General features: G+C 38.9%; 15 protein-coding genes. 2 read left to right on the forward strand and 13 right to left on the reverse strand.

Going from position 1 to position 16845, the window contains the following annotated elements; genetic code table 11:
- Positions 1-88: 88 nt before the first annotated feature.
- Together plsY and IGI52_RS06045 are read left to right on the forward strand one after the other, a co-directional pair.
- A complete protein-coding gene (plsY, locus tag IGI52_RS06040; RefSeq protein ID WP_048719300.1) occupies positions 89-718 on the forward strand; it encodes a glycerol-3-phosphate 1-O-acyltransferase PlsY in 630 nt (209 codons plus the stop codon).
- Complete coding sequence (locus IGI52_RS06045) at positions 719-1333, forward strand: NUDIX hydrolase N-terminal domain-containing protein (RefSeq protein ID WP_048719295.1); 615 nt, start codon at positions 719-721, stop codon at positions 1331-1333.
- Between the two features lie 80 nt (positions 1334-1413).
- Here IGI52_RS06045 and IGI52_RS06050 read toward each other — a convergent pair whose 3' ends face one another.
- From IGI52_RS06050 to IGI52_RS06110, 13 genes are all read right to left on the reverse strand, one after another.
- On the reverse strand, positions 1414-2283 hold the full coding sequence (locus IGI52_RS06050) for an aldose 1-epimerase family protein (RefSeq protein ID WP_102871324.1): 870 nt from the start codon (positions 2281-2283) through the stop codon (positions 1414-1416).
- A gap of 133 nt (positions 2284-2416) precedes the next feature.
- Positions 2417-3205 carry a GTP-sensing pleiotropic transcriptional regulator CodY gene (gene codY, locus IGI52_RS06055; RefSeq protein ID WP_016179979.1) on the reverse strand — a complete coding sequence of 263 codons (789 nt, stop codon included), beginning with the start codon at positions 3203-3205 and terminating at the stop codon, positions 2417-2419.
- 16 nt (positions 3206-3221) lie between these two features.
- Positions 3222-4613, reverse strand: a complete 1392-nt coding sequence (gene hslU / locus IGI52_RS06060; RefSeq protein WP_049221188.1) for an ATP-dependent protease ATPase subunit HslU — start codon at positions 4611-4613, stop codon at positions 3222-3224.
- A gap of 47 nt (positions 4614-4660) precedes the next feature.
- The gene (gene hslV / locus IGI52_RS06065) at positions 4661-5206 is read right to left on the reverse strand and encodes an ATP-dependent protease subunit HslV (protein ID WP_016179977.1); all 546 of its coding nucleotides are present in this window, start codon (positions 5204-5206) and stop codon (positions 4661-4663) included.
- A 30-nt stretch (positions 5207-5236) separates the two neighbouring features.
- Complete coding sequence (gene xerC / locus IGI52_RS06070; protein ID WP_438780736.1) at positions 5237-6136, reverse strand: tyrosine recombinase XerC; 900 nt, start codon at positions 6134-6136, stop codon at positions 5237-5239.
- Positions 6137-6337: 201 nt separating this feature from the next.
- Positions 6338-7636: an FADH(2)-oxidizing methylenetetrahydrofolate--tRNA-(uracil(54)-C(5))-methyltransferase TrmFO gene (gene trmFO, locus IGI52_RS06075; protein ID WP_438780737.1), complete on the reverse strand. Its 1299-nt coding sequence runs from the start codon at positions 7634-7636 to the stop codon at positions 6338-6340.
- Positions 7637-7657: 21 nt separating this feature from the next.
- Positions 7658-9736 (reverse strand): type I DNA topoisomerase, encoded by a 2079-nt coding sequence (topA, locus tag IGI52_RS06080; protein ID WP_438780738.1) that lies wholly within the window; start codon positions 9734-9736, stop codon positions 7658-7660.
- 101 nt (positions 9737-9837) lie between these two features.
- Positions 9838-10692 carry a DNA-processing protein DprA gene (gene dprA / locus IGI52_RS06085; protein WP_438780739.1) on the reverse strand — a complete coding sequence of 285 codons (855 nt, stop codon included), beginning with the start codon at positions 10690-10692 and terminating at the stop codon, positions 9838-9840.
- A gap of 58 nt (positions 10693-10750) precedes the next feature.
- Positions 10751-11518 (reverse strand): ribonuclease HII, encoded by a 768-nt coding sequence (locus IGI52_RS06090; RefSeq protein ID WP_016179970.1) that lies wholly within the window; start codon positions 11516-11518, stop codon positions 10751-10753.
- Complete coding sequence (ylqF, locus tag IGI52_RS06095; protein ID WP_438780740.1) at positions 11518-12366, reverse strand: ribosome biogenesis GTPase YlqF; 849 nt, start codon at positions 12364-12366, stop codon at positions 11518-11520. The genes IGI52_RS06090 and ylqF overlap by 1 nt, the downstream gene beginning before the upstream one ends.
- 1153 nt (positions 12367-13519) lie before the next feature.
- A complete protein-coding gene (locus tag IGI52_RS06100; protein ID WP_438780741.1) occupies positions 13520-14527 on the reverse strand; it encodes a C45 family autoproteolytic acyltransferase/hydolase in 1008 nt (335 codons plus the stop codon).
- Positions 14528-14754: 227 nt separating this feature from the next.
- Positions 14755-15303, reverse strand: coding sequence for a signal peptidase I (gene lepB, locus IGI52_RS06105; RefSeq protein ID WP_016179967.1), 549 nt, complete (start codon positions 15301-15303; stop codon positions 14755-14757).
- Between the two features lie 41 nt (positions 15304-15344).
- Positions 15345-16766: a S41 family peptidase gene (locus IGI52_RS06110; RefSeq protein ID WP_118368149.1), complete on the reverse strand. Its 1422-nt coding sequence runs from the start codon at positions 16764-16766 to the stop codon at positions 15345-15347.
- Between the last annotated feature and the right edge of the window lie 79 nt (positions 16767-16845).

Raw genomic sequence — 16845 nt, forward strand, 5'->3', positions numbered from 1 at the left:
CGCTATTTAGTATAGCACGGGATTAAGATTTGTTCACTCTTTTGAAATCTGCTAAAATAGCCTTACTAATAGAGAAATGAGGATTCATATGAAAACCGCCATAATTTTTGTCCTAGCTTATCTTTTAGGCTCAATTCCTTCCGGCATCTGGATTGGAAAATTTTTCTTCAAAAAAGACATACGTGAGTTTGGTAGTCATAGTTCTGGGACTACTAATACCTTTCGAGTGTTAGGAAAGCCAGCTGGGTTTGTCGTCTTTGCGATGGATTTATTAAAAGGCTCACTCGCAACACTTCTCCCCACTCTTTTTCATGTGGATATCAACCCCTTATGGTTTGGTTTGGTAGCTGTAGTTGGACATACTTTACCGATTTTTGCTGGTTTTAAAGGCGGAAAAGCCGTAGCAACTAGTGCTGGGATGCTACTAGCTTTCGCGCCCTTATTCTTTTTCTATTCATTGGCTTTCTTTTTAATCGTCCTTTATATTACAAGTATGGTTAGCGCCGCCAGCATTGCCTCCGCAATTTTTGTCACACTCTCATCAATCATATTGCCGTTTATTTGGCCGACAATTTTACCGACATTTAATCTTTTACTAACAGTCATTTGTTTTGCCTTGACCTGCTATATTGTTTATCGCCACAGAGAAAATATTCAACGAATCAAGGCTGGAAATGAAAATCGTGTATCCTTCGGCTTGAACAAGAAGGAGAAATAAATGGAGGAACAACTTTTAGATTGGGCAATCGAATTGCAGGCCCTTGCTCAAGCTGGCCTAACCTATACACATGATCCCTTTGATCAAGAGCGATTTGAACGGATTCGAACCATCGCCACGGAGATGCTGTCTGTACAATCTCCGATCCCTGTTCCAAAATTAAGGCAACTATTCGCTGAAGAAGTAGGCTATCCAACTCCTAAGTTGGATACAAGAGCAGCAATTTTCAAAAATAATTGCATTTTATTAGTGCAGGAAAATGATGGGCTTTGGTCCTTACCAGGCGGATGGGTTGATATTAACCAATCGATCAAAGAAAATACCGTTAAGGAAACTATAGAAGAAACAGGCCTGACAGTGGAACCATTAAAAATCATTGCTGTTCAAGATCGAAACAAGCACAATCTTCCTCGTTATGCCTATGGTGTCTGTAAGATTTTCGTTGAATGCCAATTGATCAGTGGAGACTTCGTTGAGAATATCGAAACGCTTCAAATTGATTGGTTTTCTGCGGATAACTTACCGCCTTTAGCAAAAGCAAAGAATAGTCAAGAACAAATCAAACTATGCTTTGATGCTCACAAAGCAATTGATTGGCATGTGCCATTTGATTAACCATAATTTCAGCCTAAAAAAGTCGAGAAATACTAATCTATCATTTTAGATAGCTCTAGTATTCCTCGACTTTTTCTTTTCTAACTAACAGTAATTGAAAACTCGGTTTTGAAGGTTTCTTTCGCAGCCAAGCGATTCATCCCTTCTTTGTCTTCCAACTGTCCATTGCTGTCGACTGTATCAGCAAAACCCCACCATGGTTCAATACAAACAAATGGTGCTTCAGCAGGATACGGAGACCATAATCCGACATAAGGAATATTATTGTAGGCTAACGTGACACTGTGAGGTGATTCTTCACTCCCTAAAGTATATGCGTTCAGTCCCTTTGTTTCATAGATTAAGGCATCTTCTCTGAACAAATCGTGACTCAATTGAATATTCGTATTGGTTTGTCCAATGGTTTTTTGATCCAAATTGGCAAATGGACCCTCTAAAGGAATTTTAACTCGTGATTTTTGTGGAGAAAATGCAATAAAATAATCTTCAAAGCTTAAATCCTCTGTCAGAGGAATATTGAAGGCGGGATGTCCTCCTAGTGCAAAAATCATCTCTTCGGTACCCGTATTCTCAACATTGAAACGAATACGAATTCCTTCTCCCCAAATTTCATAGCTGATCATTAAAGCAAAATCAAATGGATAAATTTTTTTCGTTTCTTCATCACTTTCAAGTAAGAAGGAGACTTTATCCTCTGCTTGCTCAAGTACTTTAAACTCCTTATCTCGAGCAAATCCATGTTGCCCCATCGGATAAGTTTTACCTTTATAGGTATATTGATTATCCTTTAAACGGCCGACGAACGGAAATAAGAACGGTGCATGACGATTCCAATACTTTGGATCTGCCTGCCAAATGTACTCAATCTGATTGGCGCGCAAACTAGCAAGCTCCGCCCCTTTTTCATTGATCGTTGCTTCCAAAAAGCCATTGCTGATTGTTACTGACATAATTCCCCACTCCTTGTCCCTGCTAACGCATAGTTTTCTTGTAGAAAAGATTTGCTTTCCACGTCATGTATCTCCAATAGTGTAACGCAGACTCCTTTTATAAAAAAGGAATCTGCGTATTATGAGATTAAACCTATTTATGACGAACCAGTTCATCCTTGAATAATGGATTTAAAACCTTCAGATACGTCCCTTTCATACCTAGCGAACGAGATTCAATAATTCCAGCAGACTCTAATTTTCGCAACGCATTAACGATCACTGAACGCGTAATACCGATTTTATCGGCTATATTTGAAGCGGTTAAGCGGCCTTCATCGCCCTCCAATGCATCAAAAATCGCTTTAACTGCTTTTAATTCACTATACGAAAGTGTACTGATCGCCATTTGAACCGCCGTTTGACTGCGGATCTTCTCCTCGACATTCAAGAATTGCTGATAAAGGACTTCCATTCCAATAACTGTGGCACCATATTCAGCTAATACCAGATCATCGTCATCAAAAGCTCCTTCTGTCCGTGCTAAGATGATCGTTCCTAAACGTTCGCCTGAACCAAAAATTGGAATGACCGTCGTCAATCCATTTGGGTAAAGTTCCGCCCGCTCAGTTGGAAAGGCCGTCAATTCGTTTGCAACTGGTATGTTAGCCTCCGTTTTAAAAACTTCCTTCATTCCTGAAACATAGCTATCTGGAAATTGACGGTCAACCAAAAATGAACGGACGCGATCAGTATTGATATCGATCTTTTCATTTAATCCTAACAATTCACCTTCGGCTCCAATGATGTACGTCAAAGAGCCTAAGACGTCCCCTAAAATCCGCGCCATATTGTTGTAAGGTAACTCTGCAGCTGGTTCGAAGGCATTTTTTTGCTGCATCAACTTATTAATCTGACGTGTTTTCTCTAATAATGTTTCCACTTTTTCCCCTCCATTTTTACAGAATAAAACGACTTAAATCTTTATTTTGAGCAATTGAAGCTAATTTTTCATCCACATATGCTTCTGTAATCTTGATCTCACCCATTTGCATGTCTGGCGCTTCAAATAAAAGATCTTCTAATAATTTTTCCAAGATCGTGTGCAAACGACGTGCCCCAATATTGTCTGTCTCCCGATTCACATCAAAGGCAATTTGAGCAATTCGTTCAATGGCTTCTTGCGTGAAAATAATTTTGACATTTTCGGTGCCGACTAAAGCGATATATTGCTTAATCAACGCATTATTTGGTTCAGTCAAGATTCGAACGAAATCTTCCGCTGTAAGATCGCTTAACTCTACACGGATTGGGAAGCGTCCCTGCAGTTCGGGAATCAGGTCACTCGGTTTAGACAAACTAAACGCACCACTGGCGATAAACAAAATATGATCCGTTTGAATCGCGCCGTATTTCGTATTGACCTGTGAACCTTCTACGATTGGCAGAATATCACGTTGGACGCCTTCACGAGAGACTTCCCCGGAATTTTGCTGTGATTTAGATGTAATCTTATCGATTTCATCAATGAAGATAATCCCCGAGCTTTCTGCTAACTTGATCGCTGCTGTATAAATATCACCTTCATTAACCAGTTTGGCCTGTTCCTCTTTAACTAATAGCTCTTGGGCTTCTTTGACAGTCACTGTGCGTTGAACCTTTTTCTCAGGAGTTAACGCGCCTAATGTGTCTGAAAGGTCGATACCCATTTGTTCTAGCCCATTGTTCATCGGCATCGTTTTTTTCGGTTCAGTGATCTCAATGCTTACTTCTCGCTGATCCAATAGACCTTTTTCCAACTGATCAAGAACTGTTTGACGATTTACTTTGATATCCTCAGTTACTTCTTCTTTTGGTTCGGTTTGTGCTTGGTTGAAGATATTCATCATTTGTTCATAAGGGTTATTACTTTGTTTTTGCTCTTTCTTAATGCCAGGAACTAAAATCTTCACTAAGCGTTTATTAGCACGTTTTAAGGCTTGTGAATACACTTTTGAGTATTGTTCCTTTTCAACGATCGTAATCGCATTTTCGACAAGGTCACGAACCATTGACTCGACGTCACGACCAACATAGCCTACTTCTGTGAACTTAGTTGCTTCGACTTTAACGAAAGGCGCCTTGACGATTCGCGCCAAACGTCGAGCAATCTCCGTTTTTCCTACACCTGTGGGTCCGATCATTAAAATATTTTTGGGTGTTACTTCCTGCTGCATCGTTTCTTCTAACTGCATTCGGCGATAACGATTCCTTAAAGCAATCGCTACAGAGCGTTTTGCTTCATCTTGTCCAATGATGTATTGATCTAACTCGCTGACGATTTCTTTTGGTGTTTTATTAATTTCAGTCATCTGGATTCTCCTTGCTCCTAAATTGATTGTTTTGAAATTAAAACAGTCTACATTTCCTCAACAATAATATTATGGTTCGTAAAGACACAAATATCTGCTGCAATATTCAATGCGCTTTCTGCGATTTCTTTAGCAGACATTTCTGTATTGTGTTTTTTCATAGCACGCGCTGCGGCCAATGCATAATTTCCGCCTGAACCGATAGCCAAAATTCCATCATCAGGAGCGATTACTTCGCCATTTCCGGAAACCAACAGCATTTCTTCATCATTCATGACAATCAATAATGCCTCTAGGTTTTTCATTGCTTGCTGTGTCCGCCATTCCTGTGCAAGTTCGACGGCTGCCCGTTGCAAATTACCATTATATTCATTTAGCTTACCTTCAAATTTTTCTTCTAAGGTAAATGCGTCAGCCACACTACCGGCAAATCCGACAACGACTTTGCCGTTATAGATACGACGAACTTTACGCGCAGTTCCCTTCATAATAACTTGCTCTCCCATGGTCACTTGACCGTCACCAGCCATTGCTAATTTTCCGTCTTTTTCAATCGCACAGATCGTAGTTGAATGAAATTGTGATTCTGACATCTTGTTCTCTCCTTTATTTTAAACTGTCCTCTAAGCTCTTGGATGAAATGAGCGATAACTTTTTTGTAGACTTTCTTTGGTCACATGCGTATAGATTTGTGTTGTAGACAAATTCGCGTGTCCCAGTAGTTCCTGAACTGTACGCAAATCTGCGCCATTATTCAGTAAATGTGTTGCAAAGGTGTGTCGAAGCATGTGTGGATGAATATCACTATTTAAACTGCTCTTTTTAATGATTTGCTTCAGTACATACTCAATCCCAGTTGAAGTAATCTGTTCTCCACGGTGGTTTACGAATAAATAGTCATGCTCCTTGCCAAAACGTGTCATTAGCCTTTTACGTCCATCACCCACAAATTCCTGGATCGCATCCGCTGCGTAAGAACCCAATGGCACATAACGATCTTTATTCCCTTTTCCATGAATCAACAGAACACTATTATCAAAGTCGATAACTGATAATTTGAGATTTGCACATTCACTAACCCGAAGCCCAGATCCGTAAAGTACTTCTAACAAGGCACGGTTCCGTTGGTCCAACGGTTTCGTACCGTCCACACTAGCAAATAATACTTCAATTTCCTTTTCGTAAAAAAAGCGTGGCAAACGAGCTTGCTTTTTCTTGAGATGCACGTAAGAAAAAGGATTTTCTTTAATTTTTTCATGCTTTAAAAAGTATTGATAAAAAGATCGTAAACTGGCAATCTTACGACTAATGGTATTGCGGCTGTATTTTAAATCATTTAAGTAAGACAAATAAACCCTTACGTCTAAATGATCGACTGTTAATAATGAAGACTCTCCTGAATTTTCTAAGAACTGACAAAAGTCATTTAAGTCGCGTTGATAAGCCTCTTTGGTCTTTTCAGAGTACCCGCGTTCAGTCATTAAATAACCCATAAACTCTTGCACGGCTGCTTCATTTTCCAAACTTTTTCTCACCTCACAAACATATCACAAATGTAGCATAAGAACTTTTTAATTACAATTGAATTGTCAGAATTTATTGACTTTTCACGAATATACTAACAATTCTTTACAGATATTTCATAATTGCCTTCAATTCAAACATGAATCCGATTTATTTTGTCAAAATAAAAAATTCCCATTGCCGAAGCAACGGAAATTTTTCTAAATATTCATTTCAGCGAGAGCGCTCAAAGCACGCTCTGCCAGTGTTTCATAGCGCAATTTTTTATCGCGAACTCGTTCTGGAAGACTAGGAAATAACCCAAAGTTTGCATTCATTGGTTGGAAATGCTTGCCTTCTGCATGAGTAATGTAATAGGCCATCGAGCCAATCGCCGTTTCACGAGGAAATTCGATCAATTCTTCACCCTTCGCCAATCGAGCCGCATTTATACCAGCGACTAACCCGCTACCCGCACTTTCGACATATCCTTCCACGCCTGTCATTTGACCCGCAAAGAATAAATCATCACACTTTTTACTTTGATAAGTAGGTCTTAAAAGCTCTGGTGAATTCATGAAGCTGTTGCGATGCATCACTCCATAACGCAGAAATTCAGCATTCTCTAGGCCGGGAATCATCTGGAAGACCCGTTTTTGTTCGCCCCATTTTAAATGCGTTTGAAAGCCAACCATATTGTACATTGATGCAGCTGCGTTATCCTGACGTAGTTGAATTACAGCATACGGACGTTTTCCCGTTTTTGGATCTTCTAATCCCACTGGCTTCATTGGACCAAACAACATCGTCTTGATTCCCCGCTTAGCCATAACCTCGATCGGCATACAGCCTTCAAAAAATTTTTCTTTCTCAAATTCTTTTTGTGGAGCAATCTCCGCAGTGATTAATGCTTCATAAAAACGCATGAACTCTTCTTCAGTCATCGGACAATTCAGATATGCGGCTTCCCCCTTGTCGTAACGAGACTTCAAATAGACCTTATCACGATCAATAGTGGAGCTATCGATGATGGGGGCTGCTGCATCATAAAAATAAAAACCATGGGAACCATTATATTCCGCTATTTCTTCTGCTAAAGCTTCTGAGGTCAAAGGGCCAGTCGCGATGATGGTAATCCCTTTAGGAATTTTTATAATTTCTTCTGAAATAACCGTCACCAATGGATGAGCTTTCAACTTTTGTGTAATCAAACCAGAAAAATCATTTCGGTCCACTGCAAGCGCACCACCCGCTGGTACCGCCGTTTCGTCCGCAGAGCTGATGACTAAAGAATTCAAGCGACGCATTTCTTCCTTCAGAACACCCACCGCATTCGTCAATCCATTTCCTCGTAAGGAGTTGCTGCACACAAGCTCCGCAAAATCAGCCGTGTGGTGTGCTGCTGTTGATTTCACCGGGCGCATCTCATATAAATTCACTGGAACCCCTGCTTCTGCTAACTGCCAAGCGGCTTCGCTTCCAGCAAGACCCGCTCCGACAACATTCACTGTTTTTACCATTTAATCCTCACTTAGTATCACTTATTTTTGTACTTTTTCTTCGTAATCACCATTCACACAGACAACCTGTTTCCCGCCTTTGACTTTCTTCTCAACTAGATAACCGCCGTCTTTCGGACATGTCCGGCCAATTGGTTTATCCCAAGAAGTAAAGTCACAGTCTGGGTACCGTGAACATCCGTAGAACAAGCGATTCTTCTTGGATTTCCGTTCAACCACTTGTCCCTTGTGACAAACAGGGCATTCAACACCGATTTCTTTAATGATTGGTTTAGTGTTGCGACAATCCGGAAAGTTGCTACAGGCATAAAATTTCCCATAACGTCCCAATTTGATCACCATTGGATGTCCACAGACATCGCAATCGAACCCCGCTGGCTCGTCTTTGATCTGAATTTTTTCAATACCTTCTTCAGCTTTTTCCAGTTCAACAGCAAAAGGTTTATAGAAACGATCCACAACGGTTGTCCATTCTTCCTTGCCTTCTTCCACCTTATCCAAATCGTTTTCCATTTCTGCTGTAAAGTTGACGTCCACGATTTGCGGGAAGAAATCAACGATCAGATTATTGACAATCTCGCCAAGCTCTGTTGGTTCAAAACGCCGTTGCGTTAATTTCACATAATAACGACGTTGGATTGTATCTAAGGTTGGCGCATAAGTTGACGGACGACCAACTCCGTTTTCTTCCAATGTTTTGATCAGTGTTGCTTCACTAAATCGTGCAGGCGGCTGAGTGAAATGCTGTTTATTTTCAATATTAACAGATTGAACAACTTCGCCCTTTTCAAGTTCAGGTAAAATATTTTCTTTGTCTTCTTTTCCGTCATCACGGCCTTCAATATATACCTGCATGAATCCTTTGAACTTGATTTTCGACCCGTTGGCGATAAAGATGACGCCGTTTTGTTCCAATGTCACTTTCATCGTATCAAGAATCGCTGCAGCCATTTGGCTAGCAACAAAGCGTGACCAAATTAAGGTGTATAACTTTAATTGATCCTTGTCTAAATATTGCTTCATTTCTTCAGGTGTCCGTCGTACACTTGTCGGACGGATTGCCTCATGAGCGTCTTGAGCCCCTTGAGGATTTTTCGCTTTACGGGCATGATGCTGCGAATACTCTTTACCATATTTTTCTTCAATGAACTCAGCTGCTTCAGCTTTTGCTGTATCCGAGATCCGAGTCGAATCTGTACGCATATAGGTAATCAGACCAACTGTGCCTTGTTTCCCAAGAGCGATCCCTTCATACAATTGCTGTGCTACCATCATGGTTTTTCTAGTACGGAAGTTCAACTTACGAGCAGATTCCTGTTGCATATTACTCGTGGTAAATGGCAATGCCGGATTTCTTTTGCGTTCCTTTTTCTCAACTTTAGTCACTTCAAAGTCCTTGCCGTCAATTCTAGCTGTAACTTCCTTCACTGCTTCGGCATTTGGCAATTTTTTCTTCTTGCCATCGACACCCCAGAAATTCGCTTTGAACTTCTTGGTTTTCTTCTTGAAGTTTCCATCAATGCTCCAGTATTCTTCTGGCACAAAATCACGAATTTCTTGTTCACGATCAATAATCATTTTTAAGGCGATCGACTGAACACGACCAGCGCTCAAACCTTTTTTGATTTTTTTCCATAAAATCGGTGAAATGGAGTAACCAACAAGGCGATCCAATGCCCGACGTGCTTGCTGTGCATCTACTAGCGAAACATCTATGGAACGAGGTTCTTTAAAGGCTGCCTTTACTGCATCCTTGGTAATTTCATTGAATACAACACGATTCTTATCCTTTAAGTCCAATCCTAATAAATAAGAGAGATGCCACGCGATAGCTTCTCCTTCTCTATCCGGGTCACTTGCAAGATAAACTTTTTGCGCTTTTTTAGCCGCTTGTTTCAAACTTTTGATAACATCGCCCTTGCCTCGAATAGAAATATAGTGGGGTTCATAATTATTTTCAACATCAATCCCCATCTTACTTTTGGGTAAGTCCCGTACATGTCCAACGCTTGCTACGACCTTATAGTTTCTTCCCAAATATTTTTCGATCGTCTTTGCTTTTGCTGGTGATTCCACGATAACTAGGTATTTATAGGCCAAATGTTTTTGCCTCCTCAATTTTTTCTACTATTATATATCGGTAACTACTGACAAATCGTAGCCTATAATACGCTATTCAAATTTTGTTTGTCAAGTCACGGCTAATGAATTTTATTCCATAAATCGTAGGAATCAAAAATATCTTGTGTTTTTTCAACACAGATTGCACCGTCTTGAATCAACTGATGACAGCCACTGGAACGCTCATCCAAAATTGATCCAGGAACCGCAAAAACATCTTTGCCATAATCCAACGCCTGTTGAGCAGTAATTAACGAACCACTGCGTCTCTTTGCTTCTACCACAAGCACACCACTACTTAATCCGGCGATGATGCGATTGCGCATTGGAAAATGAAACTTCGCAGGCTTTGTACCATTAGGATATTCACTTAAAACTAAATGATGCTGACTCATTTCAATTTGTAAATTGCCACTAGATTTAGGATAACAAATATCTAGACCTGTACCTACTACACCAATGGTTTTCCCCTGATTACTGATAGAAAATTGATGAGCAAAGCTGTCGATTCCTTTAGCCAAACCGCTGACAATCACAAAACCGCGTTTCGTAAGCTCAGGCATTATTTTCTGCAGGACATGATACCCGTATTCCGTCGCTTCTCTAGCACCAACAATCGCCAGCTTTTCTCTTTCTAGTAATGCTAAATTCCCTTTGTAAAACAAGACCAATGGTGGCGTAGAAACCTGTCGCAATGTTTCTGGATAAGCCTGATCTTCAATCGTGATATATTGGTGCGTGCTTTCAATTTCTTGAAGCCGTTCCTTCGGCCATTCATCCCAATCATTTTTCTTCGTTGTCTGAGCCGTAAGCCTAATGTCTAATCCATTCAACTCCCACCATTGATGCTTTTTCGCAAACTGATAAATCCGCTGTTTTCCAAAAGCCCCTACTCCCTTGACTAAACTCAATCGTAGCAAAAATTCGTTCTTCAAAAAAATCCCTCTTTTCAGTTTCTTTATCAAAAAGATACAAAAAAAAGAAGGATTTTCTTTAGTATAAATTTTTAATTGGTGCAAATGTTTTGCGATGTATCGGTAAAATACCTTGTTCTTCAATTGCTTGTAGATGTTCTCTAGTTCCATATCCAGCATTTTTAGCAAAACCATAAGCCGGATACCTTTCGCCGTATTCAGCCATCCACTCATCACGATAGACCTTCGCGATGATACTGGCAGCCGCAATCGAAACCGATCTGGCATCACCTTTGATGATTTTCTCCTGGGGTAACCCATTATCTAAAACCATTGCATCAATCAATAAACAGTCTGGTGTAATTTGTAGTTGATCAATTGCTCTTTGCATTGCAACTTTCGTCGCCTGATAAATATTCAACTGATCAATTTCTTCGGCCGTTGCTTCTCCGATGCCGATAGCCCGAGCGTTCTTCTTAATTTCCTTTACTAGCTCTTCCCGTTTATGCGCCGAAAGTTGTTTTGAATCATTCAAACCTAAAATTTCATGCTCATCATTCAGTATCACGGCTGCCGCTACAACTGGACCAGCCAGAGGTCCGCGACCAACTTCATCAATGCCGCAAATTGCCTGAAAACCTTGTGATTTCTTTTCATTTTCAAAAATCGACATTTCTCGATATTTTTCCGCTAATGCAACTTGCTTGTCCTGCTGCCTTTGCCATTGGCTTATTGCCAATTGGACACCTTTACGTGTATCCTGACGAAATTCTGCCAAACGATGATCATCTGCTGAAATGATTGTTTTTAACTCTGCTTTAATTGCACTAATTGATAATTTTTCCATTAAACACTCAACTCCTCGTAGCGATCCAAGGTGAAGCGGCCCAATTTTCCTTGTCGCAATTCAAGAATCAGCATTTCACTGGTACGTTCATAATCATCTTTGAAACCTCGTTTTTCTGATATCAGCAATAATAACTCAGGCAACTCCATAAATAAGTCGTCTTCTGTTAATTTATAACGTTCTTTTAATTGCATTGGATAGAAGCGGCGAAAAACTTCTAACAGATAAAGTGCCAAATCATCTAAATGCAAAAGATCATCCTTAATCGCTCCAGTTAGTGCTAACTTTTTACCAACTGCTGGATCTTCAAATTTAGGCCACAAAATTCCTGGAGTATCTAATAATTCTAATTGCGAACCAAAACGCAGCCATTGCTGCCCTTTAGTGACCCCTGGACGGTTACCAGTACTAGCAATTTTTTTTCCTGCTAAATGATTTAGCAATGTTGATTTTCCAACATTCGGAATGCCAAGCACCATCGCCCGAATCGCACGTGATTTTAACCCTCTTTCCTTATCGCGAGCCATTTTTTCCGCCAATACTTTTTTACTAGCAGGAACAATTTGCTTCACACTTTTATCATTCTTAGCTGTTAACGCCAGTACGTGATGACCTTGCTCACGAAAATAATTTACCCATAAAGTAGTTTGAGCCGGATCAGCTAAATCTGCTTTGTTCAATAAAATCAACCGCGGTTTTTGCTGCACAATTTGATCCAGCATCGGATTGCGTGAGGATAAAGGCAAACGCGCATCAATCAGTTCAAAAACAATATCTACAAACTTTAATTTTTCAGAAACTTCTCGACGTGCCTTCGCCATATGCCCTGGGAACCATTGAATCGTCATGTTGATATTTCCTCCTCAGCCTATCAACTTTCCCTTTCGGAGTCGTTAGGCGTTCTTTAGATATAGGCTCAACAGAGTAATTTTTTATAAATTTTCTCTGAACGAATGCCTCTTACTTAATATCTATCCGTTGATATTATAAGGGTTTCATTTCTTACAGTCCACTAAAGATTGAAATTATAACTCAGCTTAAATATCAATTACACACGCCTAACTAAATGAATAGCTTTATTTTCACTTCATTGTCACCTCTTTAAATTTACTCATATTTCTAGCTAAAGCATCCAGATTATTATAGTCAGTTTTCTATTTTCTTTTAATCAGTTTAATTATTTTAATGATGATTTAAATAAATAATTAAAGACATTTTCAAAAAACAACATAAAATATATAACCGGTATATAGTTCAAAAGAAACTACTCAAGAAATTTGGTAAGTTAGAATAAGTTATTTTTTGATTATAATGTGTTAAAATGATTTATGGAGGGTGTATGCATCCATTTGATCTCTACTCTCAGCTTTTCTTAACAATGAAACTGAAGACCTTCATTTGATACACCCTCCCCACTGACTTTGTTCAGTGGTTTTTTATTTGCGACTCGTCGTGTAAAAAAGCAGTAGTTATTTTTTTATCAGCGCTAGCCATATGTTTTTAATCACATGAAAATTTGACACTTCTTCTCGAAAGTATTCATGTCTAGTCGAAAGTTTCATGCAATAAATCTTTTGTTAGCCGATCTGTTGATCATTTGAATCCTATTGCATGCACCTATTCTGCCAATTTTATTGGCCTCCTATAATAACTTACTTACAAAGAGCAACACTTACTTGAACAATCATAATCAAGAGCATACAGTGCAAGAGGAAATCAGCGCTTTATAAAATAACAAGATTCTATTTTGTATACACATTTAAACATCCACTTTTTGGATAGAATCAATGAAATAATTCAAAAAGAAAAGAAAAAAACTCTCAGACTTGAGTGCTTTTTTCTTTTATCTTTTTTTAAGTTATATAAAGCCAGTAGCTGGCTTCTAATAATTTTAATTGATGAATGTACTTGCTCCTGTTTATAATTGATTCAAAACTATTTTAGTGACACCAATCAGATAAGTGATTGTATACCATTACAAAAAGAAAAAATAGTCCTCAATCAAAAATCAAACCTCATATCTTCTTGAAATTTTTTCCGATTAGGATTGCCTTCGCAACGATAAACCCGTTTATTGCTTAAATCATAAATTGCTGACCAAACAGTATCTTTGCCCGTTTTCCGATCGTATTGACATAAAAAGCCAAACTCACCTGCTAATAATTTCTTTGCCTCAGACAAGTCCATATGTTGGAAATTAGAAGATAAATAGTCCATCAACGTTTGATATCGTTCTTCCGCAAACCAATCATCGACAAGGGTTATTTTTCTTGAGAGCAGCTCTGGCAAATGAAAACTATTCGTTGCACAAAGGAATCCTTCATTTTCCAAAGTAGAATGAACTAATTTATCATTTGTAAATTCAACCAAACAGGCGTCTCCAGAAAGATCGGCAATTACTAACGTTCCAGCTGAACAACGAGGAATCCTTTTCAAAAGCTCAAGCGCTTCTTTGACTGTTTTACATTTTTCCAACAACATGCGCAAAATCATTCCAACATTGATTCCTGGCTTTAACTGATCTGGAAACACGGAAGTCAAGGCGATGGTAAGACCTGCTTGATTCACACCGTCTTCCATCTCCACAAAGGCCGTCGTGTTACCCGAAAATGCATAGGAATCAGACATTTTAAAAGAATACAAACAATTCATATATAATTTTTCAATTTCTGTCAAAAAGTCACTATTGCGTCCGAGTAAAAAGGACTGCTCATTCTTAATGACGAAGCTTGAGCAATTCGTGACTTTGACAAGTGCATACATCGAAAAGAGAACAGCATAGAGAGAATCTGGTTTAATCTTTTGACCATCCGCAACACCTTTGATTTCCTCAATGATCTCTGGATAATATTCCTCATACACAGGATAGCATTGCTGTGCAAATTCCTTCATTTCTTTTGTAATATCAAAAGGTATGTTATCTAACAATTGCTTACCATTTTTACTGAGCAGCATTCCCCATTTTTTTCCTATTGCATAATGTGTTCCATTGAAACTTGCATGATACATACATTTTTCTCCTTCATCTTCAATTAGGAGTCGACTTCCTATCTCAAGAGTAACTCAATAAAAATTTTACTTCAATTGAATAAAATGAGAACTTTTCTCAATTTTTTTTGAATCAGGATTTGCAAAGAATGCTTAGAAAAATGATAAAAGGATTTATTCTCGTCAGTCACGCATATTATCTTTTTAATCACGCTGAGGCTTGAAAAAAAGATGGATTTCTCCATCTTTTACGAAATAATCTTAATATGGGTTAGTGGATAATAGACTGCTTGGGCTTTGCCTAAAATATCTTTACTTTGAACTGTGCCAAATGAACGACTATCCTTTGAAATCCTTCGATTGTCTCCTAAAACAAAATACTCATCTTTAGGTAACTTCTTTTCCCCAATCAATTCATCCAATTTGAAATCTGTTGTATAAGGAGAAACCTGGTGATCATGACTACGGTTGTTCGTCAAAAACGACTCAGCGATCTTTTCACCATTGATATAAAGCTGATCTTTTTCATAGCGGATATCATCTCCAGGCAGTCCAATCACTCGCTTGATGTAGATCGTTCCATCTGCCTGTTGAAACACAATCACATCAAATCGTTTGACCTTACTGAATTTCTCCATCAGAATCATATCGCCCTGTGATAATGTTTGATCCATCGAATTACCAGTTACAGGAACAGGAATCAAGAGGAATCCACGAATAACTACACCAAAAAAGAGGGAAATCAAGAGATATTTAACACCTAACCATAGATGTGATTTTGTAACTAAATTTTTCAATTGCTTTTCCCCTCGCAATCAAAACCAACAGAATGAATCTGTTAGTTATTTTTTAACGTTTCTATAGCTTTAGCATAAGCAACATCATTGGATTTGACAAGCGCAAACACCTTTTCTTGAATAGCATCAACTGTTTTATCATCCAATGCCCCAGTTGCAGACAAATTGTTTTCCGTCTGAATTTCTGTTACTGCATCCTTCGTTGCTTCATTAAACAAATCTCCCTCTGTAGGATAGCCTAAAGCCTTTAGCATGGTATTGAGATTTTTGATCGTATCGTCTGTATCGCCAATACGCCAATTTGATTGCTTGGAGATAGGAGGCAACTTGGCGTATTCAGGATAATCGGCTTCAATCGTCGGTGACACACCCTTTCCTTCAACAGAAGAACCGTCTGGAGCAAACCATTTCATAATCGTCAGCTGAACGAAATTATCTTTACCGATTGGACTGAGTGTTTGAACACTGCCTTTTCCAAAAGTATTCACACCGATAATCGGATAATTTTTATTCTTAACTGCCGCTGCTACTAATTCTGCACCATATGAACTCTCTTGATCAACTAGAAAAACAGTGGGTTCTTTCACTTTGAAGCCCTGATCAATTTTTTTACCCGCTTTGTCAATTGATATCACCTTTTTATTGTTCGAAAACTGAGCAATTGTATCACCATTATCTAAAAAATAACTGGCAACCCGTTCTGCCTCAGCGATTAGCCCCCCAGAATTTTGACGAAGATCGATCACAAATGATTTCGCGCCGTCTTTACGGAGCTGTTCAATAATCGTGCGAAATTCTAATGCCGTTGTTTCACGAAAATTATCGATTTGAATTGAGCCAACCGTCGGGTTATCTTTATCAACATTGCCCTTCACTGTATCTTCAGGAACAACATCTCGTTCCAGCGATACTTCAAATTGTTCGCTGCCTCGTTGAATCAGTAATTTTACCTGTGTGCCTTTTTTACCTCGAATCATACTTACAATTTGATCTAGTGATTTATCCTTAGTTGTTTTGCCGTTTACTTCCAAAATAATATCTTTGGCTTTCAATTTAGCATTTTCAGCGGGAGAATTTTTCACTGGCACTCGATCAATCACGGGCAGCCGGTTTTCTAACTGTAGATTTGCTCCGATGCCTTCAAAACTTCCGGCCACTTTCGCGTTCAATTCTTTGGTTTCCTTTGCGGTTAGAAACTCTGATTCAGGGTCTTGCAAGGACTCCGTCATACCTCTCAAAGCACCTTGAATCAACTGTTCTTTGTCTACTTTTTCAACATAATTTGTACTGATTAAATCATACAAGTCTTGAACGTCATCCAAATCATTACGAGTTATTTTAACGACTGAATCATTATCCATTGCTTGTTTTTGTTCAATAAAATGAGTCACTACCGCAGTAATCACGATAGTACATATGATCGATACGACAAAAATCGATACTGGTAACGTTTTTTTCTGCAAGGCGCATTTTCCTTTCACCCTTTTTTTCATGATAGCATGCTAGAAAAAAAAGGAAAAGCCTTCAATAACTTTTCCTTTT

The sequence above is a fragment of the Enterococcus sp. DIV0187 genome, from assembly GCF_051713785.1.
GTDB classification, from domain to species: Bacteria; Bacillota; Bacilli; order Lactobacillales; family Enterococcaceae; genus Enterococcus_A; species Enterococcus_A avium.

Bases quoted from the DNA above. Each gene is read 5' to 3' on its own strand.
- IGI52_RS06045 (WP_048719295.1), top strand. From the start codon at position 719: ATGGAGGAACAACTTTTAGATTGGGCAATCGAATTGCAGGCCCTTGCT.
- IGI52_RS06050 (WP_102871324.1), bottom strand. From the start codon at position 2,283: ATGTCAGTAACAATCAGCAATGGCTTTTTGGAAGCAACGATCAATGAA.
- ylqF (WP_438780740.1), bottom strand. From the start codon at position 12,366: ATGACGATTCAATGGTTCCCAGGGCATATGGCGAAGGCACGTCGAGAA.
- hslV (WP_016179977.1), bottom strand. From the start codon at position 5,206: ATGTCAGAATCACAATTTCATTCAACTACGATCTGTGCGATTGAAAAA.
- IGI52_RS06100 (WP_438780741.1), bottom strand. From the start codon at position 14,527: ATGTATCATGCAAGTTTCAATGGAACACATTATGCAATAGGAAAAAAA.
- plsY (WP_048719300.1), top strand. From the start codon at position 89: ATGAAAACCGCCATAATTTTTGTCCTAGCTTATCTTTTAGGCTCAATT.
- hslU (WP_049221188.1), bottom strand. From the start codon at position 4,613: ATGACTGAAATTAATAAAACACCAAAAGAAATCGTCAGCGAGTTAGAT.
- trmFO (WP_438780737.1), bottom strand. From the start codon at position 7,636: ATGGTAAAAACAGTGAATGTTGTCGGAGCGGGTCTTGCTGGAAGCGAA.
- IGI52_RS06090 (WP_016179970.1), bottom strand. From the start codon at position 11,518: ATGGAAAAATTATCAATTAGTGCAATTAAAGCAGAGTTAAAAACAATC.